We start from the raw sequence: 26,132 nt of genomic DNA on the forward strand, positions 1-26,132 counted from the left end.
GACTGATGAGGGTGGCCGTCCCTACCGTCAGGACTCATGGCACTGGACACTCGGACGGACCGACGGCCGTCCTTCGCGGGCCTGCTGTGGGGCTCGACCGTCGGCAAGAAGACGGCGATGGCCGTCAGCGGCGTGGTGATGCTGCTGTATCTGGTCGCCCATCTGCTGGGCAATCTCAAGATTTTCTTCGGGGCGGGTGAATTCAATGCGTACGGGCGGTGGCTGCGGACGGTGGGTGAGCCGTTCCTGCACCACGAGTGGTTCCTGTGGATCGCGCGGGTGGTGCTCGTGGCATGTGTGGTCACGCACGGGGTGGCCGCTTATCAGCTGAGCCGGCGGGATATCGCGGCCCGGCCGACGGGATATGTGCACAAGCGGCGTCGGGCGAGTTATGCCACGCGCACGATGCGGTGGGGCGGCGTCATTCTCGCGCTGTTCATCGTCTGGCACATTCTCGATCTGACGACGATGACGGTGAACCCGCGGGCCGAGTCCGGGCATCCGTACGAGAATCTCGTCGCGAGTTTCGACCGGTGGTACGTGGCGGCCTTCTACATCGTGGCGATGCTCGCGCTGGGACTGCACATCCGGCACGGGTTCTGGAGTGCCGCGCAGACGCTGGGCGTGGGCAGTCGTGCCCGTGACCGTGCGCTGAAGACCGTCGCCGATGTTCTTGCACTGGTGCTGACGGCGGGCTTCGTTTCGCTGCCGGTCGCCGTGCTGTGTGGATGGGTGAGGTGAGATGACTTTCAGTGATTACGTGACCGGGGATCCGCTCGTCGACGGGAAAGCTCCCGGCGGGCCGGTCGCCGAACGCTGGGACGCCCGGCGGTTCCAGGCGAAGCTGGTGAATCCGGCGAACCGGCGCAAGCAGACCGTCCTCGTGGTGGGCACCGGTCTCGCCGGCGGCGCGGCGGGCGCGACGCTGGCCGAACAGGGCTATCACGTCGTGCAGTTCTGCTATCAGGATTCGCCGCGCCGGGCGCATTCGATCGCGGCGCAGGGCGGCATCAACGCGGCGAAGAACTACCGCAACGACGGGGATTCCGTGCACCGGTTGTTCTACGACACCGTGAAGGGCGGCGACTTCAGGTCGCGGGAGTCGAATGTGCACCGCCTGGCGCAGGTGTCGGTGGAAATCATCGACCAGTGCGTGGCGCAGGGCGTGCCGTTCGCGCGGGAGTACGGCGGGCTGCTCGACACCCGGTCGTTCGGCGGGGTGCAGGTGTCGCGGACGTTCTACGCGCGCGGGCAGACGGGCCAGCAGCTGCTGCTGGGCGCCTATCAGGCGCTGTCCCGGCAGATCGCCGCGGGGAATGTGGAGATGCATCCGCGGACCGAGATGCTGGACCTGATCGTGGTGGACGGACGGGCCCGCGGCATCGTGGCGCGGGACCTGATCAGCGGGCGGATCGCCACGTATTTCGGCGATGCGGTGGTCCTGGCGAGCGGCGGTTACGGCAATGTCTTCCACTTGTCGACGAATGCCATGAACTCCAATGCGACGGCGGTGTGGCGGGCCCACCGGCGGGGTGCGTACTTCGCCAATCCGTGCTTCACGCAGATCCATCCGACGTGCATTCCGCGGACCGGCGACCACCAGTCGAAGCTGACGCTGATGAGTGAGTCACTGCGCAACGACGGCCGTATCTGGGTGCCGAAGGTGCAGGGCGACCTGCGGCCGGCCCGGGAGATCCCGGAGGACGAGCGGGACTATTACCTGGAGCGGATCTATCCGGCGTTCGGCAATCTCGTACCCCGCGACATCGCGTCCCGCGCCGCGAAGAACGTGTGTGACGAGGGACGCGGTGTCGGACCCGGCGGACAGGGCGTCTATCTGGACTTCGCGGACGCCATCGCGCGGATGGGGCGCGCCGGGGTCGAGGAGAAGTACGGGAATCTCTTCGACATGTACGAGCGGATCACCGCGGAGAATCCGTACGAGGTACCGATGCGGATCTATCCGGCGGTGCATTACACGATGGGCGGACTGTGGGTGGATTACGACCTCCAGACGACCGTCCCCGGCCTGTTCGCGATCGGCGAGGCCAATTTCTCCGATCACGGCGCGAACCGGCTGGGCGCATCGGCGCTGATGCAGGGGCTCGCGGACGGGTATTTCGTGCTGCCGTCGACCATCAACGACTATCTCGCGCGGCATCCGCACGACGGGAGTGTGGACGCGGAGCATCCGCAGGCGGTGGCGGTGGTGCGGCAGACGCAGGAGCGGCTGGCGCGGCTGCTGGCCGTCGACGGGGACCGTACGCCGGATTCCTTCCACCGCGAGCTCGGTGAACTCCTGTGGGAATTCTGCGGAATGGCCAGGACGGAGAGCGGGCTGCGCAAGGCGCTGGAGCGTATTCCGGAGATCCGTGCGGAATTCTGGCGGCGCATCAAGGTGCCGGGCAGCGGCGAGGAGTTCAACCAGTCGCTGGAGAAGGCCAACCGGATCGTGGACTACCTGGAGCTGGCCGAGCTGATGTGCCTCGACGCGCTGCACCGGAGCGAGTCCTGCGGCGGGCACTTCCGTGAGGAGTCGCAGACACCGGACGGCGAAGCGGCCCGGCGCGACGAGGAGTTCTCCTACGTGGCGGCCTGGGAGTACCGGGCGGCCGGTGACGGCGAAAGCCCCGGTGAAGGCCCCGGTGACGACATCGGCGGCCCCGGGGCGCCCGTTCTGCACAAGGAAGACCTGGTCTTCGAGTACGTCCATCCCACCCAGCGGAGCTACGCATGAAGCTCACCCTGCGCGTCTGGCGCCAGAAGAGTCCCGATGTCCCCGGCGCCATGGCCGCCTACGAAGTCGAGGGCATCTCGCCGGACATGTCGTTCCTGGAGATGCTCGACACCCTCAACGAGGAGCTGATACTCGGCGGCCAGGAGCCGGTCGCCTTCGACCACGACTGCCGCGAGGGGATCTGCGGGGCGTGCAGCCTGGTGATCAACGGCGACGCGCACGGTCCGAATGGGGTTTCCCCTGCTCAAGCGGATTCGAGAGCTTGGGGAAGCACCACCACCTGCCAGCTGCACATGCGGTCCTTCCGGGACGGCGACACCATCGATGTGGAGCCGTGGCGGGCCGCGGCCTTCCCCGTCGTCAAGGACCTGGTCGTGGACCGTTCGTCGTTCGACCGGATCATCCAGGCCGGCGGCTACGTCGCGGTGCCGACCGGGGCGGCGCCCGACGCCCATGCGACGCCGGTGCCCAAGCCGGACGCCGACTTCGCCTTCGAGCACGCCGAGTGCATCGGCTGCGGCGCCTGCGTGGCGGCCTGCCCGAACGGTTCGGCGATGCTGTTCACCTCGGCGAAGGTCAACCATCTCAACGTGCTGCCGCAGGGCGCACCGGAGCGCGAGTCCCGGGTCCTGGACATGGTGTCCACGATGGACGACGAGGGGTTCGGCGGCTGCACCCTGGCCGGGGAGTGTGCGACGGCCTGCCCGAAGGGGATCCCGCTGTTCAGCATCACGTCGATGAACCGGGAGTTCGTGCGGGCCGCCCGCAAGCGCCGCTGATGCCCGGAGCCGGTGTCAGACCGCGGCGGTGCCGATGAGCCCCTCCCGGGTGACGAGCGCGGCCAGCTCCGGCTCGGTCAGCCCGCCGGTGCCGTCGGGCCGCCGCGGCAGGACGAGGTAGCGGCTCTCCGCGCTGGAGTCCCACACCGTGATCGCCGTGTCGTCGGGCAGGTGCAGCCCGAACTCGGCGAGCACGGCGCGGGGTTCGCGGACCACGCGGGAGCGGTACGCCTCGCTCTTGTACCAGGACGGCGAGGGGCCCAGCAGGCCGATGGGGTAGCAGGAACACAGGGTGCAGACGAGGACGTGGTGGGTGCGCGGGGTGTTCGCCACGACCTTGAGGCGCTGCTCCTGGATGCCGCCCCGCATCGACAGGCCCACCTCGGGCAGCGCGGCGTTGGCGTCGGCCAGCAGCCGGGCGCGGAAGCCGTCGTCGCTCCAGGCGCGGGCCACGATCCGGGCGCCGTTGAGCGGGGTGGCGCCCTTGAGCATCGAGGCGAGGACCGCGTCCAGCTGGTCCTGGCCGACCACTCCGGCGTCGATCAGCCGCTCCTCCAGCCGCCTGACCCGCGCCGCCACCGGCACACTCGCGTGCTCACCGCTCATCCCGCGTCCTCTCCGTCTTTTCCAGGTACGACTCCCAGAGGTCGACCGTGACCTCGTGCGCTCCGGTGCCCCACAGGTCGCGGGCGGCGAAGGCGACGGTGTAGACGGGCTCCACGCGGGGGGCCGCGACCCCTGCCGCGACCTCGTCGGCCAGCTCCCAGCGGCCCTGCGTCTCGACGATCCGCCCGGTGTGCCCGCGTACGTACCGTGGCGCGCGGGTGTGCCCCACAGGGTCGGTGGCGCGTACCCGCACCCGCTCCCCCGCCCGGAACTCAGTCACCCGCGCTCACCCCACGGCGTTCCAGAAGGGTCTCGATGGCGGCCAGCCAGCGCTCGTAGTAGGACGCCGCCAGGTATTCCGCGGGCGGCAGCCGTTCGACGGTGTCACGGAACTCGTCGAGGCGGTAGACGCCGTTGCGCACCAGCACGGAGTTCAGCGCGAACACCCGTGCCTCCCAGTCGGCGTGGAACGGCGGTTCGTCCGCCTCGATCTCCAGCGCCCCGAACCCCGTCTGCCCGCCCACATCATTGACCCGGCTCATGGGCGGAGCCTACGCGGTCCGCGGCGGACACCGGCCGGGTTCAGCGAACCGGGTGCCCGGCGTCCCTGAGCGAGTCCTTGACCTGGCCGATGCGCAGGTCGCCGAAGTGGAAGACGGAGGCGGCGAGCACCGCGTCGGCTCCGGCGTCGACGGCGGGCGGGAAGTCGGCGAGGCGGCCGGCGCCGCCCGAGGCGATGACGGGGACGCTGACGTGCGCGCGGACCGCCCGGATCATCTCGACGTCGTAGCCGTCCTTGGTGCCGTCCGCGTCCATGGAGTTGAGGAGGATCTCGCCGGCGCCCAACTCGGCGGCGCGGTGGGCCCATTCGACGGCGTCGACGCCGGCCGAGCGGCGCCCGCCGTGCGTGGTGACCTCGAAGGAGCCGCTCTCGGTGCGGCGGGCGTCGACGGAGAGGACCAGGACCTGACTGCCGAAGCGTTCGGCGATCTCGCGGATCAGGTCGGGGCGGGCGAGGGCCGCGGTGTTGACGCCGACCTTGTCGGCACCGGCCCGCAGCAGCTTGTCGACGTCCTCGGGGGTGCGCACCCCGCCGCCGACGGTGAGCGGGATGAAGACCTGCTCGGCGGTGCGGCGGACCACGTCGTAGGTGGTCTCGCGGTTGCCCGACGAGGCGGTGATGTCGAGGAAGGTCAGCTCGTCGGCGCCCTCGTCGCCGTAGATCTTGGCCATCTCGACGGGGTCGCCCGCGTCGCGCAGGTTCTGGAAGTTCACGCCCTTGACGACCCGGCCGTTGTCCACGTCCAGGCAGGGGATGACTCGGACCGCCAGGGTCATGGTCACGGCTCCTTAGGAGGGTTGCTTGAAAGCTTCGAGTTCTACTTCGACCAGGACACGGGAGTCGAGGAAGCCGGAGACCACGACGAGGGTCGCGGCGGGCGGGGCGGCGCCGAACAGCTCGTGGTGGGCGCGGCCGACGGCGTCGACGTCGCGTGCGTGGGTCAGATACATGCGGGTGCGCAGGACATCGGTGGCACCCAGGCCGAACGGGGTGAGGGCGGCGATGGCGTTGCCGAAGGCGGTCTTCGTCTGCTCGTAAGGGTCGCCCTCGCCCTGGAGCACGCCGTCCACCAGCGGCATGGTGCCGGCGACCAGGACGCGGTCGCCGGCCGCCACGGCGCGTGCGAAGCCGATGGCCTCTTCCCAGGAACTTCCGGTCCGTACGCGCTCGATGGTCATCACGCCGCCTTTCGGTTACACCGTCACGACACTGCTGCCAGCGCCTCTTCCAGGGTGAACGCCTTCGCGTAGAGCGCCTTGCCCACGATCGCGCCCTCGACACCTTCGGGCACCAGAGCCGCGAGGGTCCGCAGGTCGTCGAGCGAGGAGACGCCGCCGGAGGCGACGACCGGCCGGTCGGTGGCCGCGCAGACGTTCTTGAGCAGGTCGACGTTGGGGCCCTGGAGGGTGCCGTCCTTGTTGATGTCGGTGACGACGTAGCGGGCGCAGCCCTCGGAGTCGAGCCGGGCCAGCGTCTCGTACAGGTCGCCGCCGTCGCGGGTCCAGCCGCGCCCGCGCAGGGTCGTGCCGCGGACGTCCAGACCCACCGCGATCTTGTCACCGTGCTCGGCGATGACCTTGGCGACCCACTCGGGGGCTTCGAGTGCCGCGGTGCCGAGGTTGACGCGGCGGCAGCCGGTGGCGAGCGCGGCGGCCAGCGAGGCGTCGTCGCGGATGCCGCCGGACAGTTCGACCTTGATGTCCATGGAGCGGGCGACCTCGGCGATCTGGGCGCGGTTGTCGCCGGTGCCGAAGGCCGCGTCGAGGTCGACGAGATGCAGCCACTCGGCGCCCGCCTGCTGCCAGGCCAGGGCGGCCTGGAGGGGGTCGCCGTAGGACGTCTCGGAGCCGGACTCGCCGTGCACGAGACGGACGGCCTGGCCGTCGCGGACGTCGACGGCGGGGAGGAGTTCGAGCTTCGGGTGCGGCATTACAGAGTCTCGATCCAATTGCTCAGGAGCTGGGCACCGGCATCGCCGGACTTCTCGGGGTGGAACTGGGTGGCCCACAGCGGGCCGTTCTCGACCGCGGCCACGAAGGGCTCACCGTGGGTGGCCCAGCTGACCTTGGGCGCGGTGATGTGCGCGTTGCCGACCTCCAGCTCCCACTCGCGCGCCGCGTAGGAGTGCACGAAGTAGTAGCGGTCACCGGCGTCGAGGCCCGCGAAGAGGCGGCTTCCCTCGGCGGCGTCGACGGTGTTCCAGCCCATGTGCGGGACGACGTCGGCCTTGAGGGGGCCGACGGTGCCCGGCCATTCGTCGAGGCCCTCGGTCTGAACGCCGTGCTCGATGCCGCGGGCGAAGAGGATCTGCATGCCGACGCAGATGCCCATGACCGGGCGTCCGCCGGAGAGCCGGCGGCCGATGATCCACTCGCCGCGGGCGTCCCGCAGGCCGCGCATGCAGGCGGCGAACGCGCCGACGCCGGGGACCAGCAGCCCGTCGGCGTTCATCGCCCGCTCGTAGTCGCGGGTGATCTCCACGTCGGCGCCGACGCGGGCGAGGGCGCGCTCGGCGGAGCGGACGTTACCGAAGCCGTAGTCAAAGACCACGACCTTCTTCGGGGCCGTCAATTCCACACCTCCAGCCGCAGCACGCCGGCGACCAGGCACATGGCGGAGCCTATGGCGAGCAGCGTGATCAGGCTCTTGGGAAGCTTCTGCTTCCAGAAGGAGTAGACACCGCCGATGAGGAAGAGACCGACCAGGATGAAGGCGGTCGACAGGCCGTTCACAGGGCACCCTTCGTGGAGGGGAGGATTCCGGCGGCGCGCGGGTCGCGTTCGCTGGCGTACCGCAGGGCCCGTGCCAGGGCCTTGAACTGGCACTCCACGATGTGGTGGGCGTTGCGTCCGTACGGTACGTGGATGTGCAGGGCGATCTGGGCCTGCGCGACGAACGACTCGAAGATGTGCCGGGTCATCGTCGTGTCGTAGCTGCCGATCATCGGCGCCATCGGCTCGGGCTCGGTGTGCACGAGGTAGGGGCGGCCCGAGAGGTCGACGGTGACCTGGGCGAGCGACTCGTCCAGCGGGACGGTGCAGTTGCCGAAGCGGTAGATGCCCACCTTGTCGCCGAGCGCCTCCCGGAAGGCGGCGCCCAGCGCGAGTGCGGTGTCCTCGATGGTGTGGTGGGTGTCGATGTGCAGGTCGCCGTCGGTCTTGACCTTGAGGTCGAAGAGGCCGTGCCGGCCGAGCTGGTCGAGCATGTGGTCGTAGAAGCCGACCCCGGTCGACACGTCGACCTGGCCGGTGCCGTCGAGGTCGATCTCGACCAGTACCGACGTTTCCTTGGTTGTGCGCTCCACGCGTCCCACGCGGGTCATCGCTCGTTCTCCTTCAAGCTGCGTTCCTTGAACAGCGCGCGTACCGCGTCGAGGAACGCGTCGTTCTCTTCCGGGGTGCCGGCGGTGACCCGCAGCCATCCCGGTACTCCGTTGTCCCGGACCAGTACGCCGTGGTCGAGGAGGGCCTGCCACGCGACGTGCGCGTCGTCGAAGTGGCCGAACTGCACGAAGTTGGCGTCGGATGCGACGACTTCGCAGCCGATCGCACGCAGCTCGGTGACCAGGCGGTCCCGCTCGGTCTTGAGCTGCTGGACGTACTTCAGGAGGGTATCGGTGTGCTCCAGGGCGGCGAGCGCGGTGGCCTGGGTGACCGACGAGAGGTGGTACGGGAGACGCACCAGCTGCACGGCGTCGACGACGGCGGGGTCGGCGGCCAGGTAGCCCAGGCGCAGCCCTGCGGCGCCGAACGCCTTGGACATGGTCCGCGAGACGACGAGGTTGGGGCGGCCCTCGATCAGCGGGAGCAGCGAGGGGCGGTGGCTGAACTCGCCGTACGCCTCGTCGACGACGACGAGGGCGCCCGCGGTGTCCGCCCTGGCGGCCTGGGCCGCGTCGTGCAGCGCGAGGACGGTCTCGGCGTCGACGGCGGTGCCGGTGGGGTTGTTGGGCGAGCAGATGAAGACCACGTCGGGCCGGTGCGCGGCGATCTCGGCGCGGGCCGCGTCGACGTCGATGGTGAAGTCGTCGTTGCGGGCTCCGGCGATCCAGCCGGTGCCGGTGCCGCGCGAGATCAGCGCGTGCATGGAGTACGACGGTTCGAAGCCGAGCGCGGTGCGGCCGGGGCCGCCGAAGGTCTGCAGCAGCTGCTGGATGACTTCGTTGGAGCCGTTGGCGGCCCACACCTGGTCGGCGGTGACGTGGTGGCCGCCGGTGCGGGAGAGGTACGCGGCCAGGCCGGTGCGCAGTTCGACCGCGTCCCTGTCGGGGTAGCGGTTGAGGTTCCTGGCGGCCTCGGTGACGCGTTCCGCGATCCGCCTGACCAGCGGCTCGGGCAGCGGGTAGGGGTTCTCGTTGGTGTTCAGACGGACCGGGACGTCGAGTTGCGGTGCGCCGTAGGGCGACTTGCCGCGCAGTTCGTCACGGATGGGGAGATCGTCGATGCGGGTCGCAGCGGGGGTGCGGGTCACGTGCCTGCTCACTTGTTCTGTGGGACCTTCCAGCCGTTGCGATTCTCGCGCTCCTCCTCGGAGAAACGCGCCATGACGGCCGCGCCGTGGGCCGGAAGGTCTTCGGCATCGGCGAGGGTCACCACATGATGGGCGACCTCGGCGAGCGCGTCGCGGGAGTAGTCCACGACGTGGATGCCGCGCAGGAAGGACTGCACGGACAGGCCCGATGAGTGGCAGGCGCAGCCGCCGGTGGGAAGGACGTGGTTGGAGCCCGCGCAGTAGTCGCCGAGCGACACCGGGGCGTAGGGGCCGACGAAGACGGCGCCGGCGTTGCGGACCCGGGCGGCGACGGCGGGGGCGTCGGCGGTCTGGATCTCCAGGTGCTCGGCTCCGTAGGCGTCGACGACCTTCAGGCCCGCGTCGATGCCGTCGACGAGGACGATCGCGGACTGCTGCCCGGCCAGGGCTGCGGTGACCCGTTCGACGTGCTTGGTGGCGGCGACCTGCGGCGCGAGGGCGGCCTCGACGGCGTCGGCGAGCGCGGGCGAGTCGGTGACCAGGACGGCGGCTGCGAGGGTGTCGTGCTCGGCCTGGCTGATCAGGTCGGACGCGACGTGCTCGGGGTCGGCGGTGGCGTCGGCGAGCACCGCGATCTCGGTGGGCCCGGCCTCCGCGTCGATGCCGATCCGGCCCTTGAGCAGGCGCTTGGCGGAGGCGACGAAGATGTTGCCGGGGCCGGTGACGAGGTTGACCGGGCGGCATTCATCGGTGCCGTAGGCGAACATCGCGATGGCCTGGGCGCCGCCGGCGGCGTAGACCTCGTCGACGCCGAGCAGCGCGCAGGCGGCGAGGATCGTGGGGTGCGGAAGGCCGCCGAACTCCTTCTGGGGCGGGGAGGTGACGGCGATGCCGTCGACGCCGGCTTCCTGGGCCGGGACGACGTTCATCACGACGGACGACGGGTAGACCGCCAGACCGCCGGGGACGTACAGGCCGACCCGCTCGACCGGCACCCAGCGTTCGGTGACCGTGCCGCCGGGGACGACCTTGGTGGTGGTGTCCGTGCGGCGCTGTTCGCGGTGGACGATCCGGGCGCGCCGGATGGACTCCTCCAGGGCGGCGCGGACGGCCGGGTCCAGCTCTTTCAGGGCCTGGTCCAGGGCGTCGGCCGGGACGCGTACCCGCTCGATCTCGACACCGTCGAACCGCCGCGCGTAGTCGATCAGCGCGGCGGTGCCACGATGGCGTACGTCCTCGCAGATGGGCCGCACCTTCTCCAGGGCGGCTTCCACGTCGAACTCGGCACGGGGCAGCAGGTCGCGCAGGGCGCCGCCCTCGGGAAGGGCGTCACCGCGCAGATCGATTCGGGAGATCACCCTCCCAGTGTCTCAGACCCGCCCCGGCGTCCCGTTGTCCGTATCACTGAGTGATACAACGCGCCGCACGGCCCGGACCTGCCGATCGAAGTTGACCGGAGTTGGCCCTGACCGCCCGTGTTCAGGCGTTCACCGGGCGGGAATGGGCCAGGTACAGGCGGACGCAGGCCCGTACACGACCGGTACGGAGGGCGGCGGGGCGCGCCGGATCCGTACGGAGAACGAAAGGGGGAACACGCAGTGACCGAGCCCGGGGACGGCGACGCGCCGGCCGATCTGCAGCTGACATCGGCGGAATGGAGCATGTGGCAGGCGTTCCGTAACGGCAGCACCTGCGATCTGCACATCGGGGACGCGGCCAGGGACGATCCGCACGGGCAGCATCTGTGGGGTCCGGACCGCCGGGTGCGGGCCCGTGTGGTGGCGCTGCTGCTGCTGGACGGGCCGCCGCCGCAGCCGGGCCGGGTGCCCGCGCTGAAGGTCACCGGCGCGTACATCACCGACATCCTCGACCTCGCGGGCGGCGCGATCAAGCCATTCGTGGAGCTGCGGGACTGCCGCTTCGAGGGCGAAGTGGTACTCCCGGAAAGCCGGTTCACGACGCTGCGGCTGGTGAACTGCGCGATACCCCGGGTGGAGGCGGCGCGGCTGCAGACCGAGGGCGATCTGCATCTGCCGCGCTGCGTGGTGCACTCCGGCATCCGGCTGACGGATGCGCACATCGGCACGGACCTGCTGCTCAACCAGATCGTGGTGCACAAGGACCGGCAGGGCAGGTCGATCATGGCGGACGGGCTGACCGTCGCCCAGGACCTCCAGGCCGAGATGATGGAGTCGTACGGCGAACTGTCGCTGCGCGGTGCGACGGTCGGCGTGTCGCTCAGCCTGCGCGGCAGCCGGCTGAGCAATCCGTTCGGCCGCCGGGCGCTGAACGCCCCGCAGCTGACCGTCGAGCGGACCCTGCATCTGACCGCGGCCGGCCTGGCGAACTCGCCGTTCTCCAGCAGCGCCACTCCCCCGTACGGCCTCGCGCACACGCCCCCGCGCGGCACCCGGATGCAGCGCTTCGAGTGCGAGGGCGGGATGCGTCTTGACGACGGGCGGTTCGGGGACGCGGTCGACATGGAGCACGCGCGCTTCATCATGGAGTCCGACCAGGAGCTGTCGCTGCGCCGCATCCAGACGCCCGAGCTGCGGTTCCTCGGGGAGCGTCCGCAGCGCGGCCGGGTGATCCTCTCCGGCGCCCGGGTCGTCAATCTCGTCGACAAGGCGGCGAGCTGGCCGGGGCTCGGCGGGCTGTGGATGGCCGGTTTCACCTACGAGACGCTGATACCGCGCGGGCACTTCCCGCTGGCGCTGCGGATCCAGTGGGTGGCCGCGGCGACACCGGAATACGCGCCGGAGCCGTACGAGATGCTCGCCACGGCGCTGCGCGTCAGCGGCGAGGACGCCGACGCGCGGGAGGTGCTGCTGGCCAAGCAGCGGCGGCGCCGGGAGACGCTGCCGCTGGCCGCCAAGGCGTGGGGGTTCCTCCAGGACTGGACGGTGGCCTACGGCTACCGCCCTGGCCGGGCCGCGGTGTGGATGGCGATCCTGTGGGCGATCGGCACGGCGTACTTCGCCCACTCGCCTCCCCCGGCGCTGAAGGCGGACGAGGCGCCGCCGTGGAACCCGTACCTGTACGCGCTCGATCTGCTGCTGCCGGTGATCGACCTCAATCAGGGGGCCGCGTGGAATCCGGGCGGCGGTGCGCAGTGGGTGGCCGCCGTCATGATCATCACGGGCTGGATCCTGGCCACGACGGTCGCCGCGGGCGCCTCACGGCTGCTGCGGCGGCAGTAGCGGGGCCGGTGGCGCGGCTGCTCCCGGGCGCCGCGCCCCGGTGTACGCCGTCCGGGCGCGGACGCGGAGGCACGGCCTCCGCCCGGGGGGCGGGCACGGCGCCGGACGCGCTCCTCTAGGCTTACCGGCTGTGACCTCCGTACGCCTACCGCTCTTCCCGCTGAACTCGGTGCTGTTCCCGGGGCTCGTGCTCCCGCTGAACGTGTTCGAGTCGCGGTACCGGGCGATGATGCGCGACCTCGACGCGCTCCCCGATGACGACCGCCGCTTCGGCGTGATCGCGATCAGGGACGGCCGCGAGGTGGCGCCCACCGCCCAGGGCATGCCCGACGCGACGGTCCCGGCCGCCCAGGGCCCCGCCGCCGGCTTCGGCGACGAGCCGATGGCCGCCTTCCACGCCGTGGGCTGCCTCGCGGACGCGGCGACGATCCGGGCCAAGTCGTCGGACGAGGACACCGGCTACGAGGTGCTGGCCACCGGCACCACCCGCTTCCGGCTGCTGTCGGTGGACGCGTCGGGCCCGTATCTGACCGCCGAGATGGAAGAGCTGGACGAGGATCCCGGCGACGGCGCCGGCACCCTGGCCGCCGGTGTCGTGCGGGCCTTCCGCACCTACCAGAAGCGTCTTGCCTGGGCGAACGAGCGGACGCTCTCCAGCGGGCAGGACCTGCCGGCCGATCCGTCGGTGCTGTCGTATCTGGTCGCCGCGGCGGCCGTCCTGGACGTGCCGGCCAAGCAGCGGCTGCTGGAGGCGCCGGACACCGCGGCCCGGCTCGGCGAGGAGCTGAAAGTCCTTCGCCAGGAGTCGGCGGTGCTCGGTAAGCTCCCCTCGCTGCCGGCCGTGGACCTGACCCGGAAGCCGACCAGCCCCAACTGACGTACGCCCGGCGGGCGTACCGACGTTGCCACCCCACCGACGCGAGGCACCTCACGTTGTCCAAGAAGTCGAAGAAGGACCGGCCCGGAGCCGCGGGCGGCACCCCGGCGACGGTCGCCCTGGCCGCTTCCGGTGTGCCGTTCACCGTCCACTCCTACGTGCACGACCCGGCCGCCCCGTCCTACGGCGAGGAGGCGGCCGAGGCGCTCGGGGTGGCGCCCGAGCAGGTGTTCAAGACGCTGCTGGCCGAGGTGGACGGCGCCCTGACGGTCGCCGTGGTGCCGGTTTCCGGTGCCCTCGACCTCAAGGCGCTGGCGTCCGCGGTGGGCGGCAAGCGCGCCGCGATGGCCGACCCGGCAGCCGCCGAGCGCAGCACGGGATACGTACGCGGCGGGATCTCGCCGCTGGGGCAGCGCAAGCGGCTGCGGACGGTGGTGGACGCGTCGGCCGAGGGCCGGGCGACGGTCTGTGTATCGGCCGGCCGGCGCGGCCTGGAGGTCGAGCTGGCCCCCGCCGACCTGGTCTCCCTCACCGGGGCGCTGGTCGCGCCGATCGCGCGGGGCTGAGCGGGGGCCTGCCCGTACGGCCTCAGGCGTCCGGTGACCGCTGCTCGTGCGGGTCGGGCCAGTGCGCCGCGAACATCTCGGGCTCCGGGTCGCGCGGCCCGAACAGCCCGGTCAGCACCAGCTGCGTCACCATCGCCGCGATCGGCCAGGCCAGCAGTGCGCCCATCGCCTGGAGGCGGAGCGGCCCGTCGAAGGTCACTCCGGTACCTGCCTGCTTGGCGTGCGCGACGACGTCGTCGGTCGGGCCCAGCGTCATGCCGAGCTGCCAGCCGAGCACGGCGCCCAGGAGTCCGCCGATGACCAGGGCGATCACCAGCGGGACGCCGCCGCGCCTGCGGAAGAGGAAGACCGCGGCGGCGCTGACCAGGCCGAAGCCGAGGGAGAGCAGCACGAAGGTGCCGTCGGCGCCGATCGCCTCCTCGCCCTCGGTGTTCTTGAGGTAGACGTTGCGGGTGTCGGCGACCAGCGGGATGTGCGGCGCCAGCCAGGCCCAGAGCACACCGAGCAGCGCGCCGCTGACCGCCACCGCAAGCGTGATCACCGCGGCGTCGCGCAGCTCACGGCCGAACGGCGGTGCGTCGGCGGCGGACGGCGGGTGGGCGGACGGGTCTGCCGATGAGCCGGTGGCGGGCGCGGCCCCCGGGTTCTGCGGTTCGTCGGACGGTTCGTTGTCGGGCGTCAGCGGTGCGGTCACCCCGTCATCGTGCCAGGTGGACGGGGTGCTGTCGGCAGCAGGACGGCCGTCGGGGCCGGTGGCGCCGGTCACCGGCTCGCCGCCCGGCGAAAGGCCCAGGTCGCGAGGGCCAGCGAAAGCAGTCCGACGGCGGCGCAGACGCCCAGGTCGGCGCCGACCGCGAGCCAGTCCGGATGGGGCTCGAAGGTGCGCGACAGCGCCTCCACGCCGTAGGTGGAGGGCAGCAGATCGCGGGCGTAGCCGATCAGTGTCGGCATCCGCTCGGCCGGCAGCACGCCCAGCAGCAGCGCGGCCGACATGCCCAACTGGCCGCAGAGGGTGGCGAGTTCCTGACGCGGGGCGAGCAGGCCGAGGAAGGCGCCGAGGCCGGACAGGGCCGCGCCCGCCAGCGGGAGCACCGCGGCCAGCACCCAGAGGTTGGCCATCGGCAGCTGGAAGAGGCCGCAGCCGATGAGGGCGGTCACCACCGTCCCCGGCACCGTGAACGAGGCGTACGCGCCGGCCGCGCCGAGCACCACGGCGGCCGGCGGCACCGGCAGCGTCGCGTAGTGGTCGAGGCCGCCGCCCGCCCTGAGCTGCCCGAAGTACTGGGCCAGGAGGTTGAGCGCGACGAACGCGACGACCAGCACGCTGGATCCGGAGACCACGGCGCGGGCCTCTTGTGCGCTGTCGACCACGCCGCGCATCAGAACCATGATTCCGACGGACTGGAAGGTGGCGACGAACAGCAGCGGGATCCGCGCGACCCGGGCCCGGGAGAGCTGGGCGCGGTAGACGGCGCCGAGCGCGGGCAGCAGCCGGGCGCGCGGTGCCAGCGGTGCCGCCGGGCCGTGTCCGGCGCGTTCCCCGGCGCCGGGGGGCACCGCACCTGCCTCGGTCACCGCCTGCACGGGCACCACACTCACGCGTTCATCCTGCCTTCCTCGGTACGGCGCGGCGCCGCGGCCCGCTGCCGCCCGGCCTGCGTACGCCGCGGCTCACGCCTTGACCAGCCCATCGGACCGGCCGCCGAGCGCGAGGTAGACATCCTCCAGGCTCGGGGTGGCCAGCGTGAAATCGTCCAGGGCGGCGAAGGCGGCGCCCGAGGTGACCGCGGCGACCGCGGCGCGGGCCTCGTCGGCGGGCAGCCGCAGGCTCCAGCGGCGCCCCGACACGCGGGCCGCCGCCCGCAGCGCGGCGACCTCGGGGACGCCGAGCGGCGGACGGTCACGCCACACCAGCTCCAGCCGCACCCCGTCGCTCACCCGTTCCTTCAGCCCACCGGGCGTGTCACAGGCGATCACCTGTCCCCTGTCGATCACCGCGACCCGGTCCAGGACGCTCTCCGCCTCCAGGACGTTGTGCGTCACCAGGAGGACGGTCGCGCCGCGCTCGGCCCGGCGGCGGTCGACGGCGGCCCAGACGGCGCGCCGGGCGACCGGGTCCATGCCGGTGGTCGGCTCGTCCAGGACCAGCAGGGGCCGCTCGCCGGTCAGGACGGTGGCGAAGCAGGCCAGCCTGCGCTGCCCGCCGGAGAGCTTCTTCAGGGGGCGGCCCGCCAGCTCGCCGAGTTCCAGTTCGGTGAGGATCGCGTCCCGCTCGGCGCGTGCCCGGCGCGGGTCGAGGCCGCGCAGCCGGCCGGTGGTCTCCACGGCCAGGGAGACGGTCATCTCGTCCAGGGCGGTGGATTCCTGCCCGAGGTAGCCGAGCAGCCGGGCGGCGCGTTCGGGGTGGCGCACCACGTCGTGGCCGAGGATCCGGACGCTGCCGGAGTCGGGCCGCAGCAGTCCGGTGAGCTGGCGGACCAGGGTGGACTTGCCGGCGCCGTTGGGGCCGAGCAGACCGAAGATCTCGCCGCGGTGGACGTCCAGGGAGATGCCGTCGCTGGCTCGTACGGCAGGCGCCTGTGCCGCCCCGCGGCGCCCGCGCATCGCGGGGTACGTCTTGACCAGGTCCCGCACGGCGCACACCGTCTCGCCGCGGTCCGCCTGTTTTGCGCCCGTCCTCACGAGCTATGAGGGTACGCGTCCCCGGCCCGCCCCCGGCCCGCGGGGCGGCGGTGGCGGGCCGGGTGCGGGCGGGTCAGTCCCCGGCCGGTGCGTGTTCGGCGGCGGTGCGCTGGTCCACCTCGCGCCAGAAGCCGGCCCTGATCGCGTACCTGTCGTGCTCGTCGATCTGGTCGTCCTTGTGGGCGAGCAGCCCGAAGCGGGCGGCGTAGCGCAGGAGTTCACCGTCGATGCGGTGCGGGATGCGGGGGTATTCCGTCGAGAGCAGCTGGAGGTGGGTGGTGCCGGAGAGCCGGTCGGTCCAGCGCCTGGCGAAGACCTGGCCGACCTCGAAGGGGTCGCCGCTGACCGCGGTGATGTCCTCCTCGCGGTCGGCCCAGCGCTGCTCGGCGCTGGTCAGCTGGGCGAGGGTGGGCAGCAGCGCGGTCTCGGACGGTTCGCCGACCGGGCCGCCGCGCTCCACCCAGCCCTTGTCCGACGACCAGCGCAGGGTGGCGCTGGGGGCGGGCACCTGGGGTGCGGCGGGCGACGGGGACGCGCCGGGCGCGCGGCCGAGCCCGGCGAGGTCCTTGGGGGTGGGGACGACCTTGGCGCCGCCCGAGCCGTTCTCGCTCCCGGCGGTCGCCCCCTCGCGTTCGGCCGCGGGCCTGGCGCTGCCGTTGCCGTTGCCGTGCCGTTCGTGGCCGCCTTCGTCGGTGTCGGGCCCGGAGGCGGAGGCCGCTGCCGCGGCTGCCGCGACGGCGGATTCGGGCAGCGGCGCGGAGAGGATGGCGGCGATCTCCGGGCGGGGCACCGGCGGCGGGGCGCAGGGGCCGCCCAGTTCCTTCGCGCGTACCGCGCGGGTGATCCAGGTGCGGTCCAGCACCCGGCGTTCGTCGGCCTCGGCGACCAGGTCCTCGGACTGGTTGTAGTCGCCGTCGGCGGCCTGCACGGCCCAGAGGTGGACGGCGACGCCGTGTTCCTTCGCGGACATCAGGCCGGGCAGCAGATCGCCGTCGCCGGTGACCAGGACGATGTCGGAGCAGGCGCGGTTGCGGGCGAGTTCGGTCAGTTCGGCGTGCATGGCCGCGTCCACGCCCTTCTGTGCCCAGCGTCCGTCGCTGCGGGTCAGTGCGCCGAGCCGGACGGTGACCCGGGGCATCACGCGCAGCCTGCGGTGTTCGGGCTGCGGGACGCGGTCGGGGGCGCCGTCGAACCAGTAGATGCGCAGCAGCGGCTGTTCGGTGTCGGCTTCGGCACGTTGACGCAGGCCCTGGATGAGGGCGGCGTGGTCGACGGTGATCCGGGACCGGGCGGGCTCTCCTGCCAGCAGGCTCGCGGCGGCGCCGAGCAAGTATCCGGCGTCCACCAGGACGACGCAGCGATCCATGTTCCACCCTCTTCCCTGAGGTGCTGAAGTCCGGTCGCCCCCCGACTCGGGCCTGGTGGCGCGAGTTTCCTTCGGGTTTACCTTCGAGTCTGCCCGACCGTACGGGGGTTATCTGCCCGACCTGGATCATCGGCGTGGCGGATTCGGCGGTTCCGCGGGTGGTGCCGGACACTTGCGCTTCTCACTCATGGTAATTGCCCGAAATGCAGGGTGGTGTCCGGCATGTAACTCTGGTCGCGGCCCCGATCCCAGGATCCCCCTCAGGAGGCAGATCATGGCCAAGCACAAGAAGGACCGAAGTAAGCAGCAGAAGAGCGGCCCGGCCGAACACGGCCGCGAGCAGGCCCAGAAGTCGACCATCGAAGCCATCTCGCAGCCGCAGCAGTCCGCGCAGGGCAGCCCGGCGGACGTGGCCCGCAAGCACCAGCGGCGCTTCGGCCACAACTGACGTATCCCGCACCGAAGTCGAGGGGCGCGCCCGATGCGGGCGCGCCCCTCGCGCGTGCGTGCGTGCCTGCCGCTCAGCCGGCCAGGCAGGACGGGCCGAGCAGCACCTTCAGGTCGCCGAACAGCGCCGGATCGGCCGTGACGCGGTGCCGGTCGAGGCGCAGCACCGTCGTCTTCCGGGTGCCCTGGAGCTTGATCCGCACCTCGGTGGCGCCGCGGTGGCTGGTCAGCACCTCGCCCAGCTTCTCGACCAGCGGCGGGGTGACCTTCACCGTCGGGATGGTGATCGTCACCGGCGCGTTCGCCCCCGCCTCCGAGAGGTCGGGGACCATCATCTCCATGGCGACCAGCCGCGGTACGTCCTCGCGCTTGTCGAGGCGGCCCTTGACGAACACCACGGTGTCCTCGACGAGCTGGGTCGACACGAGCTGGTAGGTGGCGGGGAAGAACATGCAGTCGATGGAGCCCGCCAGGTCCTCGACGGTCGCGATGGCCCAGGCGTTGCCCTGCTTGGTCATCTTGCGCTGGAGGCCGGAGATGATGCCGCCGATGGTGACGATCGAGCCGTCCGAGTAATCGCCGCCGGTCAGCTGGGCGATGGCGGCGTCCGCCTTGTCGGACAGTACGTGTTCGAGCCCGAACAGCGGGTGGTCGGAGACGTACAGGCCCAGCATCTCCCGTTCCTGGGCGAGGAGATACGCCTTGTCCCACTCGATGTCCGAGAACTCGACGTCCAGGCCGAAACCGGGGCCCTCGTCCGCGGTGGCGTCGCCCATGCCGCCGAAGAGGTCGAACTGCCCCTCGGCTTCCTTGCGCTTGACCTGGACGACGTTGTCGATCATCGGCTCGTACTGTGCGGTGAGGCCCTTGCGGGTGTGCCCCATCTCGTCGAACGCACCGGCCTTGATCAGCGATTCGGTGGTGCGCTTGTTGCAGGCGGCGGCCTCGACCTTGTCGAGGTAGTCGGGGAAGGAGACGTACTTCCCCTTGGCCTTGCGCGAGCGGATGATCGCGTCGACGACGTTGGTGCCGACGTTGCGGACGGCGGAGAGGCCGAAGAGGATCACGTCGTCGCCCTGGGCGGCGAAGTTCTGCTCGGACTCGTTGACGTTCGGCGGCAGCACCTTGATGCCCATGCGGCGGCACTCGTTGAGGTAGACGGCCGACTTGTCCTTGTCGTCCTTGACCGAGGTGAGCAGCGCGGCCATGTACTCGGCCGGGTAGTTGGCCTTCAGGTACGCGGTCCAGTAGGTGACCAGGCCGTACGCCGAGGAGTGCGCCTTGTTGAACGCGTAGCCTGCGAACGGGACCAGTACGTCCCACAGGGCCTGGATCGCCGCGTCGGAGAAGCCGTTCTTGCGGGCGCCCGCCTGGAAGATGCCGAAGTTCTTCGCCAGTTCCTCGGGCTTCTTCTTGCCCATCACGCGGCGCAGGATGTCGGCCTCGCCGAGCGAGTAACCGGCGATGATCTGGGCGGCCTTCTGCACCTGCTCCTGGTACACGATGAGGCCGTAGGTGAGGCCGAGGGTCTCCTTCAGGGGCTCCTCGAGCTCGGGGTGGATCGGGGTGATCTCCTGGCGGCCGTTCTTGCGCTCGGCGTAGTTCGTGTGCGAGTTCATGCCCATCGGGCCCGGCCGGTACAGGGCCGAAACGGCGGAAATGTCCTCGAAGTTGTCGGGCTGCATCTGGCGCAGCAGCGAGCGCATCGGGCCGCCGTCGAACTGGAAGACGCCGAGCGTGTCACCGCGGCAGAGCATCTCGTACGTCTTGGGGTCGTCCAGCGGGACCTCGAGGAGCTCCAGCTTGATGCCCTTGTTGGCCTCCACCATCTTGCGGGCGTCGTCCATGATGGTGAGGTTGCGCAGGCCCAGGAAGTCCATCTTGAGCAGGCCGAGCGACTCGCACTGGGGGTAGTCCCACTGCGTGATGGTGACGTTGTCGGTGTGCCGGACCCAGACCGGGGCGTGGTCGACGATGGGCTCGCTGGACATGATCACGCCGGCCGCGTGCACACCCATCTGCCGGACCAGGCCCTCCACGCCCTTGGCGGTGTCGATGACCTTCTTGACGTCCGGCTCGTTCTCGTACATCCCCCGGATCTCGCCCGCCTCGCTGTAGCGCGGGTGCTTGGGGTCGGTGATGCCGGAGAGGTCGATGCCCTTGCCGAGGACGTCGGCGGGCATGGCCTTGGTGAGGCGGTCGCCCATCGCGTACGGGTAACCCAGGACGCGCGCGGAGTCCTTGATCGCGTTCTTGGCCTTGATCTTGCCGTAGGTGCCGATCATGGCGACCTTGTCGGCGCCGTACTTTTCCGTCACATACCGGATCACTTCGACGCGCCTGCGCTCGTCGAAGTCGATGTCGACGTCGGGCATGGACACGCGCTCGGGGTTGAGGAACCGCTCGAAGATCAGGCCGTGTTCGATGGGGTCGAGGTCGGTGATGCCCATGGCGTACGCGACGATCGAACCGGCCGCGGAGCCTCGGCCGGGGCCGACGGCGATGCCCTGGTTCTTGGCCCACATGATGAAGTCGGCGACCACGAGGAAGTAGCCGGGGAACCCCATCTGGATGATGACGTCCATCTCGTACTCGGCCTGCTTCTGCCGGTCCTCGGGGATGCCGCCCGGGAAGCGGCGGTTCATGCCGACCCGGACCTCCTCCTGGAACCAGGTGACCTCGGTGAAGCCGTCGGGGATCTCGAACTTCGGCATCAGGTCGCGCTTCTCGAACATGCCGTCGGTCTCGATCTGCTGGGCGACCAGGAGGGTGTTGCGGCAGCCCTCCTGCCAGGCGTCCGACGAGTCGATGGCGTACATCTCGTCGGTGGACTTGAGGTAGTAGCCGGTGCCGTCGAAGCGGAAGCGGTCCGGGTCGGAGAGGTTCTTGCCGGTCTGGATGCACAGCAGCGCGTCGTGCGCGACGGACTCATGCGCGTAGGTGTAGTGCGAGTCGTTGGTGACCAGCGGCGGGATGCCCACCTCCTTGCCGATCCTCAGCAGGTCGTCGCGCACCCGGCGCTCGATGTCGATGCCGTGGTCCATCAGCTCCAGGAAGTACCGGTCCTTGCCGAAGATCTCCTGGTACTCGCCCGCGGCCCTGCGGGCCTCGTCGTACTGGCCCAGGCGCAGCCTGGTCTGGAGCTCGCCCGAGGGGCAGCCGGTGGAGGCGATCAGCCCGTCCGACCACTTGGCGATGGTCTCCTTGTCCATCCGCGGCCACTTCTGCAGCCAGCCCTCGGCGTACGCGTCGGACGAGAGCCGGAAGAGGTTGTGCAGGCCGGTCTTGTTGGCCGCCCAGATCGTCTTGTGGGTGTAACCACCCGAGCCGGAGACGTCGTCCCGCTTCTGGTGCGGCTGGCCCCACTGGATCTTGCGTTTGGTCCGCCGGGACTCCGGCGCGACGTACGCCTCGATGCCGATGATCGGCGTCACCCCGGCCTTCTGGGCGGAGTGGAAGAAGTCGTAGGCGCCGTGGAGGTTGCCGTGGTCGGACATGGCGATGTGCGTCATGCCCATCTCGTTGCACGCCTTGAACATGTCGCTCAGCCGCGCGGCACCGTCCAGCAGGGAGTACTGGGTGTGGACGTGCAGGTGCGTGAAGGGCGGCTTGGACACGGCTGGAGACCTCCGGAGACGGCGGGGACGGCGGGGACGGCGCGGCGCTCGGCGACCTCGGCGAGGGGGTGCCGGCGGACGGGTGGACGGTCTCGAAGTCTACGACCCGGCACTGACATCACCGCCGCGAAGGCGGCCGGCCCGCAGCGCTCCGGGTGGCGGACGGCGGCCCCGCCGGGCACTCGCGGGCGTCCTCGCGCGTTGTCACCGGCGGAGCGTCCGCACCGGTCGTCCCTCCGGCCACCGGTGCGCTCGTCCGTCCGGCCATCCGTCCCGAACGTCACCGCCAGGAGGCACCCAGCGATGTCGCCCCAGCACGCCCCGGCGCAGGACACCGCGCAGCGCGGCGAGGAGATCCTCGCTGTCTTCGGCACCGCCTTCGGAGAGCTGCTCGCCGCCGATCCCGCGGCCTTCCGCGTCAAGTTCCGGAAGATGGCCGCCTCGGCGTTCGCCTTCTACCGCGGGGCGGCGTGCCTGTTCTACAAGGACCTGGAGGCGGTGCCGGACGGCGGCCCGTACCTGGACGACCGCACCGGCCGGGTGTGGATCCACGGCGATCTGCACGCCGAGAACTTCGGCACGTACATGGACTCCACGGGCCGGCTGATCTTCAACGTCAACGACTTCGACGAGGCGTACGTCGGCCCGTTCACCTGGGACCTCAAGCGGTTCGCCGCGTCCGTGGCGCTGATCGGCTACGCCAAGGCGCTCTCGGACGGGCAGATCACGGAGCTGGTGCGCACCTACGCCGCGGCCTACCGCGAGCGGATCCACGCGCTGGCGTCCGCGCCCGGGGGCTCCGCCGGCGAGGAGCTGCCGCCCTTCACTCTGGACACCGCCCAGGGCCCGCTGCTGGGCGCGCTGCGCGACGCGCGCTCGCTGACCCGGTTCGGGCTGCTGGACTCGATGACCGAGATCCGCGACTTCGAGCGGCGCTTCGCCGCGGGCGACGGGTCCGTGGAGCTGGACGCGGCGACCCGCTACAAGGTCCTGGCGGCCTTCGACGGCTATCTGGAGACGCTGCCGGAGTCCAGCCTGGCCCGCCCCGACTCCTACCGCGTCAAGGACGTGGTGGGCCGGCGCGGCATCGGCATCGGCTCGGCGGGGCTGCCGTCGTACAACATCCTCCTGGAGGGCAACAGCGACGCCCTGGAGAACGACGTGGTGATCTACCTGAAGCAGGCGCAGACCCCCGCGGTCTCCCGGCACGTCACCGACGCCGGGGCCCGCGCGTACTTCCTGCACGAGGGGCACCGCACGGTCATCTCGCAGCGCGCCCTCCAGGCGCACGCCGACCCGTGGCTCGGCTGGACGGAGCTGGACGGCGCGGGCCAGCTGGTCGCCGAGATCTCGCCGTACGCGGTGGACCTGGACTGGTCGGATCTGGACGACCCGGAGGAGATCGCCGCGGTGGTGGCCGACCTGGGCCGGGCCACGGCGACGATGCACGCGGCGGCGGACGACGAGAGCGGCCACTCGCTGGTGCCGTTCTCGACCGAGCGGGCCATCGACGCGGCCATCGCCGCCGACGAGGAGGGTTTCGGACCGCTGCTGGTGGATTTCGCGCACACCTACGGCGCCCGCGCCCGCGCCGACCACCAGATCTTCGTGGACCTCTTCCGCAACGGCCGGATCCCGGGGCTGTGACCCGCGGCGGCCGGGCAGTCCGGGGCGGTCCTGGCGGCGGGAGCCGGCTCCACGGGCCGCCCGCCTCCCGCGCGGTTTCCGCCGCACCCCCCTTCACCACCCCTTTCGTGGCTCCCGCCCCGGCCCATGGCACACTCGCTGCCATGGACATCTCGGCGGCGCACCTGCGGGCGGTGCGCGCGGCGCTCTTCACGGCGCTGTGCGTGACGCTGTCCGCGGCGTCCCACGTCCTGCTGTCCCGGATGCCGCTGCCGCTGACCACCGTCGCCGTGCTGTCAGCCGCCGTGTTCGCGCTTGCCTACGCGCTGGCAGGACGGGAGCGGAGCTACGGCCGGATCGCGGCCCTGCTGGTGCCCCTGGAACTGGCCGCCGACGCGTCCTTCAGCATCGGCCAGCACACCTGTTACGGCAGCGGCCCGGTGACCGGTCCGCTGCGCACCCTCGGCGTGAACCTGCTGTGCGGCGGCGGCGACGTCGGCACGCCGCTGGCGCAGCTGCCCGAGCACGGCCCGCGCGACGCGTCCGCCGCGGCCTGGCTGCTGCTGCTCGGCGCGCATCTGCTCATCGGCCTGCTGGCCGCCGCCTGGCTGCGCCGCGGCGAGGCGGCACTGGCCCAACTGCTCGGCGCCGTCGCAGGCTTCGCCTTCCGGCCGCTGCTGATCGCCGCGGCGATGGTCGCCCGGGTGTCCGCCACGGACCGCCCGGCCGCCCCGCGGGCCGCCGACGGGCCGCCCGCCCGCGCCGTCCCGCTGCTCGTGCACTGCGTCGTACGCCGTGGACCGCCCTGTGTGCTCGCTGCCTGAGGCCACGGCCCGGCACCACGCGCAGCGCCCGTAGCGGTCGCCGCGCCGGTACGTCAGTACGCACATCCCTTCCACGGAGCAGGATCAGTCATGAGCAATCGCAACAACCAGGCCAACAAGCAGGCGGCGCGCGAGCGGCTGCGCGCCGAGCGCGAGCGGCAGGCGAAGAAGGACAAGGTCCGCAGGCAGCTGACGGTCGGCGGCGCGATCGTCGCGGTTCTGGCCGTGGCCGGCGGCATCGGTGTCATGGTCGCCAACTCCGGCGGCGATGACGGCGGGGGCGCCACCGCGGCGGCGGGCAACAGCAAGGTGTGGGCGAAGGCCGCCAAGGCCAAGCTGGTCAAGCCGGCCAACACCTCGGGCGGCAAGGGCACCACCCTCGTCGTCGGCAAGCCGGACGCCAAGAACACCCTCGAACTCTTCGAGGACCCGCGCTGCCCCGGCTGCGCCAACTTCGAGCAGAACGTGGGCGAGACGGTCCGCAAGGACATCAAGGCCGGCAAGTACAAGGCGCACTTCCACCTCGCCACCTTCCTGGACGCCAACCTCAAGGGCACCGGCTCCAAGAACGCCCTCAGCGCGCTGGGCGCCTCGCTGAACGTCAGCACCGACGCCTTCCTTTCGTACAAGGAGGCGCTGTACTCGAAGGAGTTCCACCCGGACGAGATGGGCCCGGACAAGTTCGCCGACGACAGCTACCTGATCAAGGTCGCGGACACCGTCCCCGCGCTGAAGGGCAACGCGGCCTTCCAGAAGGCGGTCAAGAAGGGCACCTACGACCGGTGGGCGCTGGAGATGTCCGACGAGTTCAACTCGCACAAGGACGTCCAGAACACCCCGACGGTCAAGGTCAACGGCACGGTCATCGGCGCCGACGGCTCGACGGGCAGCAAGGTCGCGCCGACCACCCCCGAGCAGTTCACCAGCATGGTCGACGAGGCCGAGAAGTCCTGATCCCGGCCGGATCCGGCCACCGGATCCGGTTCTCGGGGGCACCGCCGCCCGCCGCCCCCCGTCCGCGGGCCGATGCCAAATCTTGACCCGGGAGTCTGCCGTGCTCATGGCAGACTCCCGGCATGCAGGGGACCGGAGTTGACCACCGGGCCCGTTCGGGGGCCGGGCCGAGAGCGGTGCGCGCCGCGGTGTTCACCGCGCTGTGCGTCACCCTGTCCGCCGCCTCGCACGTCCTGCTCTCCCGCGCCCCGCTGCCGTACGCGATCCTCGCGGCCCTGTGCGCCGCCGTGTTCGCCGCGGCGTACGCGCTGACCGGCAGGGAGCGCGGGTACGCCGCGATCGCCGCGCTGCTGGTGCCGCTGGAGTTGGCCGCCGACACGGTCCTCACCACGGGCCAGTACGCCTGCTACGGCCCGGCCGGCGGGCCCGTCACCGGGCCGCTGCACTCCGTCGGCGTCGATCTGCTGTGCCGGGGCGGCGCGTGGGGCACCCCGCTGGCCGGGGTGGCCGCCCACCCCGGCGGCCCGCTGCCGGGTGCGCCCGGTGCCGTGCCCTGGCTGCTGCTCGCCGGCCATCTGGCGGCCGGGCTGCTCGCCGCCGCCTGGCTGCGCCGCGGCGACGCCGCGCTCGACCGGCTGCTGCGGGCCGCCGCCACCGAGGCGTTCCGGCCGCTGCGCACCCTGCGCGCGACGGCCGCCGCGCCACCGCCGCCCCGCCATCGCACCGGCCCGCCCGACCCACGGCCGCGGGTGTGCGGCCTCCTCTTCCTGGTCCGCTGTCTGCCGCGCCGCGGCCCGCCGGCCGCCGTCGCTCCCTGAG

The 26,132-nt window shown here is 71.5% G+C and carries 27 protein-coding genes; 11 read left to right on the plus strand and 16 right to left on the minus strand.

Going from position 1 to position 26,132, the window contains the following annotated elements:
• The first annotated feature begins 36 nt into the window (after positions 1-36).
• Genes ACGFNI_RS01165 through ACGFNI_RS01175 form a run of 3 tightly spaced genes read left to right on the plus strand, consistent with a single transcriptional unit; the run spans position 37 to position 3,516 of the window.
• Positions 37-741, plus strand: a complete 705-nt coding sequence (locus ACGFNI_RS01165; protein WP_393679426.1) for a succinate dehydrogenase cytochrome b subunit — start codon at positions 37-39, stop codon at positions 739-741.
• Between the two features lies 1 nt (position 742).
• Positions 743-2,737: a fumarate reductase/succinate dehydrogenase flavoprotein subunit gene (locus ACGFNI_RS01170; RefSeq protein WP_393679428.1), complete on the plus strand. Its 1,995-nt coding sequence runs from the start codon at positions 743-745 to the stop codon at positions 2,735-2,737.
• Positions 2,734-3,516 carry a succinate dehydrogenase/fumarate reductase iron-sulfur subunit gene (locus ACGFNI_RS01175; RefSeq protein WP_393679430.1) on the plus strand — a complete coding sequence of 261 codons (783 nt, stop codon included), beginning with the start codon at positions 2,734-2,736 and terminating at the stop codon, positions 3,514-3,516. Before ACGFNI_RS01170 ends, ACGFNI_RS01175 begins: the two co-directional genes overlap by 4 nt.
• 15 nt (positions 3,517-3,531) lie before the next feature.
• On the opposite strand, the gene ACGFNI_RS01180 is transcribed toward ACGFNI_RS01175, so the two are convergent.
• From ACGFNI_RS01180 to hisD, 11 genes are read right to left on the minus strand one after another with little or no spacing between them, the layout of a single operon-like run.
• On the minus strand, positions 3,532-4,122 hold the full coding sequence (locus ACGFNI_RS01180; RefSeq protein ID WP_393679431.1) for a nitrile hydratase subunit alpha: 591 nt from the start codon (positions 4,120-4,122) through the stop codon (positions 3,532-3,534).
• A complete protein-coding gene (locus ACGFNI_RS01185; protein ID WP_393679433.1) occupies positions 4,112-4,402 on the minus strand; it encodes an SH3-like domain-containing protein in 291 nt (96 codons plus the stop codon). The genes ACGFNI_RS01180 and ACGFNI_RS01185 overlap by 11 nt, the downstream gene beginning before the upstream one ends.
• Positions 4,395-4,664: a hypothetical protein gene (locus tag ACGFNI_RS01190; protein ID WP_393679434.1), complete on the minus strand. Its 270-nt coding sequence runs from the start codon at positions 4,662-4,664 to the stop codon at positions 4,395-4,397. Before ACGFNI_RS01190 ends, ACGFNI_RS01185 begins: the two co-directional genes overlap by 8 nt.
• A 40-nt stretch (positions 4,665-4,704) precedes the next feature.
• A complete protein-coding gene (gene hisF, locus ACGFNI_RS01195; RefSeq protein WP_393679436.1) occupies positions 4,705-5,460 on the minus strand; it encodes an imidazole glycerol phosphate synthase subunit HisF in 756 nt (251 codons plus the stop codon).
• 12 nt (positions 5,461-5,472) lie between these two features.
• Positions 5,473-5,862 (minus strand): RidA family protein, encoded by a 390-nt coding sequence (locus tag ACGFNI_RS01200; RefSeq protein ID WP_393679438.1) that lies wholly within the window; start codon positions 5,860-5,862, stop codon positions 5,473-5,475.
• A 23-nt stretch (positions 5,863-5,885) separates the two neighbouring features.
• Positions 5,886-6,614 carry a bifunctional 1-(5-phosphoribosyl)-5-((5-phosphoribosylamino)methylideneamino)imidazole-4-carboxamide isomerase/phosphoribosylanthranilate isomerase PriA gene (gene priA / locus ACGFNI_RS01205; protein ID WP_393679440.1) on the minus strand — a complete coding sequence of 243 codons (729 nt, stop codon included), beginning with the start codon at positions 6,612-6,614 and terminating at the stop codon, positions 5,886-5,888.
• Entirely contained in the window at positions 6,614-7,255 is a 642-nt protein-coding gene (hisH, locus tag ACGFNI_RS01210; protein ID WP_393679442.1) for an imidazole glycerol phosphate synthase subunit HisH, read from the minus strand. The genes priA and hisH overlap by 1 nt, the downstream gene beginning before the upstream one ends.
• Positions 7,252-7,416, minus strand: coding sequence for a hypothetical protein (locus ACGFNI_RS01215; protein WP_393679444.1), 165 nt, complete (start codon positions 7,414-7,416; stop codon positions 7,252-7,254). The genes hisH and ACGFNI_RS01215 overlap by 4 nt, the downstream gene beginning before the upstream one ends.
• Positions 7,413-8,006 (minus strand): imidazoleglycerol-phosphate dehydratase HisB, encoded by a 594-nt coding sequence (hisB, locus tag ACGFNI_RS01220; RefSeq protein ID WP_393679446.1) that lies wholly within the window; start codon positions 8,004-8,006, stop codon positions 7,413-7,415. Before hisB ends, ACGFNI_RS01215 begins: the two co-directional genes overlap by 4 nt.
• On the minus strand, positions 8,003-9,166 hold the full coding sequence (locus ACGFNI_RS01225) for a histidinol-phosphate transaminase (RefSeq protein ID WP_393679447.1): 1,164 nt from the start codon (positions 9,164-9,166) through the stop codon (positions 8,003-8,005). The genes hisB and ACGFNI_RS01225 overlap by 4 nt, the downstream gene beginning before the upstream one ends.
• On the minus strand, positions 9,163-10,512 hold the full coding sequence (hisD, locus tag ACGFNI_RS01230; RefSeq protein ID WP_393679449.1) for a histidinol dehydrogenase: 1,350 nt from the start codon (positions 10,510-10,512) through the stop codon (positions 9,163-9,165). The genes ACGFNI_RS01225 and hisD overlap by 4 nt, the downstream gene beginning before the upstream one ends.
• A 240-nt stretch (positions 10,513-10,752) precedes the next feature.
• On the opposite strand from hisD, the gene ACGFNI_RS01235 reads away from it, so the two are divergent.
• From ACGFNI_RS01235 to ybaK, 3 genes are all read left to right on the plus strand, one after another.
• Positions 10,753-12,354 (plus strand): oxidoreductase, encoded by a 1,602-nt coding sequence (locus tag ACGFNI_RS01235; protein WP_393679451.1) that lies wholly within the window; start codon positions 10,753-10,755, stop codon positions 12,352-12,354.
• Between the two features lie 130 nt (positions 12,355-12,484).
• On the plus strand, positions 12,485-13,231 hold the full coding sequence (locus ACGFNI_RS01240; protein ID WP_393679452.1) for an LON peptidase substrate-binding domain-containing protein: 747 nt from the start codon (positions 12,485-12,487) through the stop codon (positions 13,229-13,231).
• A gap of 56 nt (positions 13,232-13,287) precedes the next feature.
• Positions 13,288-13,797 carry a Cys-tRNA(Pro) deacylase gene (gene ybaK, locus ACGFNI_RS01245; protein ID WP_393679454.1) on the plus strand — a complete coding sequence of 170 codons (510 nt, stop codon included), beginning with the start codon at positions 13,288-13,290 and terminating at the stop codon, positions 13,795-13,797.
• 22 nt (positions 13,798-13,819) lie between these two features.
• Here the strand turns inward: ybaK and ACGFNI_RS01250 are convergent, their stop codons facing one another.
• The 4 genes from ACGFNI_RS01250 to ACGFNI_RS01265 all read right to left on the minus strand — a co-directional run bounded on the left by ACGFNI_RS01250 (position 13,820) and on the right by ACGFNI_RS01265 (position 17,845).
• Positions 13,820-14,491, minus strand: a complete 672-nt coding sequence (locus tag ACGFNI_RS01250) for an ABC transporter permease (RefSeq protein ID WP_393680302.1) — start codon at positions 14,489-14,491, stop codon at positions 13,820-13,822.
• A 68-nt stretch (positions 14,492-14,559) separates the two neighbouring features.
• On the minus strand, positions 14,560-15,390 hold the full coding sequence (locus ACGFNI_RS01255; RefSeq protein WP_393680304.1) for an ABC transporter permease: 831 nt from the start codon (positions 15,388-15,390) through the stop codon (positions 14,560-14,562).
• Positions 15,391-15,468: 78 nt separating this feature from the next.
• Positions 15,469-16,479, minus strand: coding sequence for an ABC transporter ATP-binding protein (locus ACGFNI_RS01260; RefSeq protein ID WP_393679456.1), 1,011 nt, complete (start codon positions 16,477-16,479; stop codon positions 15,469-15,471).
• Positions 16,480-16,552: 73 nt separating this feature from the next.
• Positions 16,553-17,845: an NYN domain-containing protein gene (locus ACGFNI_RS01265; RefSeq protein ID WP_393679458.1), complete on the minus strand. Its 1,293-nt coding sequence runs from the start codon at positions 17,843-17,845 to the stop codon at positions 16,553-16,555.
• Between the two features lie 274 nt (positions 17,846-18,119).
• Between ACGFNI_RS01265 and ACGFNI_RS01270 the strand changes: the two genes are divergently transcribed.
• Positions 18,120-18,293 (plus strand): hypothetical protein, encoded by a 174-nt coding sequence (locus ACGFNI_RS01270; protein ID WP_393679460.1) that lies wholly within the window; start codon positions 18,120-18,122, stop codon positions 18,291-18,293.
• Positions 18,294-18,366: 73 nt separating this feature from the next.
• Here the strand turns inward: ACGFNI_RS01270 and dnaE are convergent, their stop codons facing one another.
• Positions 18,367-21,909 (minus strand): DNA polymerase III subunit alpha, encoded by a 3,543-nt coding sequence (gene dnaE / locus ACGFNI_RS01275; protein ID WP_393679462.1) that lies wholly within the window; start codon positions 21,907-21,909, stop codon positions 18,367-18,369.
• A gap of 303 nt (positions 21,910-22,212) precedes the next feature.
• Between dnaE and ACGFNI_RS01280 the strand changes: the two genes are divergently transcribed.
• The 4 genes from ACGFNI_RS01280 (at position 22,213) to ACGFNI_RS01295 (ending at position 26,131) form a co-directional block, all read left to right on the plus strand.
• Positions 22,213-23,556 (plus strand): DUF2252 domain-containing protein, encoded by a 1,344-nt coding sequence (locus tag ACGFNI_RS01280; RefSeq protein WP_393679464.1) that lies wholly within the window; start codon positions 22,213-22,215, stop codon positions 23,554-23,556.
• A gap of 143 nt (positions 23,557-23,699) precedes the next feature.
• A complete protein-coding gene (locus ACGFNI_RS01285; RefSeq protein WP_393679466.1) occupies positions 23,700-24,359 on the plus strand; it encodes a hypothetical protein in 660 nt (219 codons plus the stop codon).
• Between the two features lie 90 nt (positions 24,360-24,449).
• On the plus strand, positions 24,450-25,313 hold the full coding sequence (locus ACGFNI_RS01290; RefSeq protein WP_393679468.1) for a thioredoxin domain-containing protein: 864 nt from the start codon (positions 24,450-24,452) through the stop codon (positions 25,311-25,313).
• Between the two features lie 122 nt (positions 25,314-25,435).
• Positions 25,436-26,131, plus strand: a complete 696-nt coding sequence (locus tag ACGFNI_RS01295) for a hypothetical protein (RefSeq protein WP_393679470.1) — start codon at positions 25,436-25,438, stop codon at positions 26,129-26,131.
• Position 26,132: the final 1 nt, after the last annotated feature.

This window comes from Streptomyces sp. NPDC048644, assembly GCF_043199105.1.
GTDB lineage: Bacteria > Actinomycetota > Actinomycetes > Streptomycetales > Streptomycetaceae > Streptomyces.

What these genes read in the sequence shown, in the direction of transcription:
- priA (WP_393679440.1), bottom strand. Translation starts at nt 6,614, where the DNA reads ATGCCGCACCCGAAGCTCGAACTCCTCCCCGCCGTCGACGTCCGCGAC.
- ACGFNI_RS01270 (WP_393679460.1), top strand. Translation starts at nt 18,120, where the DNA reads ATGGCCAAGCACAAGAAGGACCGAAGTAAGCAGCAGAAGAGCGGCCCG.
- ACGFNI_RS01265 (WP_393679458.1), bottom strand. Translation starts at nt 17,845, where the DNA reads ATGGATCGCTGCGTCGTCCTGGTGGACGCCGGATACTTGCTCGGCGCC.
- ACGFNI_RS01190 (WP_393679434.1), bottom strand. Translation starts at nt 4,664, where the DNA reads ATGAGCCGGGTCAATGATGTGGGCGGGCAGACGGGGTTCGGGGCGCTG.
- ACGFNI_RS01295 (WP_393679470.1), top strand. Translation starts at nt 25,436, where the DNA reads ATGCAGGGGACCGGAGTTGACCACCGGGCCCGTTCGGGGGCCGGGCCG.
- ACGFNI_RS01200 (WP_393679438.1), bottom strand. Translation starts at nt 5,862, where the DNA reads ATGACCATCGAGCGCGTACGGACCGGAAGTTCCTGGGAAGAGGCCATC.
- hisF (WP_393679436.1), bottom strand. Translation starts at nt 5,460, where the DNA reads ATGACCCTGGCGGTCCGAGTCATCCCCTGCCTGGACGTGGACAACGGC.
- ACGFNI_RS01290 (WP_393679468.1), top strand. Translation starts at nt 24,450, where the DNA reads ATGAGCAATCGCAACAACCAGGCCAACAAGCAGGCGGCGCGCGAGCGG.
- ACGFNI_RS01170 (WP_393679428.1), top strand. Translation starts at nt 743, where the DNA reads ATGACTTTCAGTGATTACGTGACCGGGGATCCGCTCGTCGACGGGAAA.
- ACGFNI_RS01165 (WP_393679426.1), top strand. Translation starts at nt 37, where the DNA reads ATGGCACTGGACACTCGGACGGACCGACGGCCGTCCTTCGCGGGCCTG.
- ACGFNI_RS01180 (WP_393679431.1), bottom strand. Translation starts at nt 4,122, where the DNA reads ATGAGCGGTGAGCACGCGAGTGTGCCGGTGGCGGCGCGGGTCAGGCGG.
- ACGFNI_RS01175 (WP_393679430.1), top strand. Translation starts at nt 2,734, where the DNA reads ATGAAGCTCACCCTGCGCGTCTGGCGCCAGAAGAGTCCCGATGTCCCC.
- ACGFNI_RS01285 (WP_393679466.1), top strand. Translation starts at nt 23,700, where the DNA reads ATGGACATCTCGGCGGCGCACCTGCGGGCGGTGCGCGCGGCGCTCTTC.
- ACGFNI_RS01280 (WP_393679464.1), top strand. Translation starts at nt 22,213, where the DNA reads ATGTCGCCCCAGCACGCCCCGGCGCAGGACACCGCGCAGCGCGGCGAG.
- hisB (WP_393679446.1), bottom strand. Translation starts at nt 8,006, where the DNA reads ATGACCCGCGTGGGACGCGTGGAGCGCACAACCAAGGAAACGTCGGTA.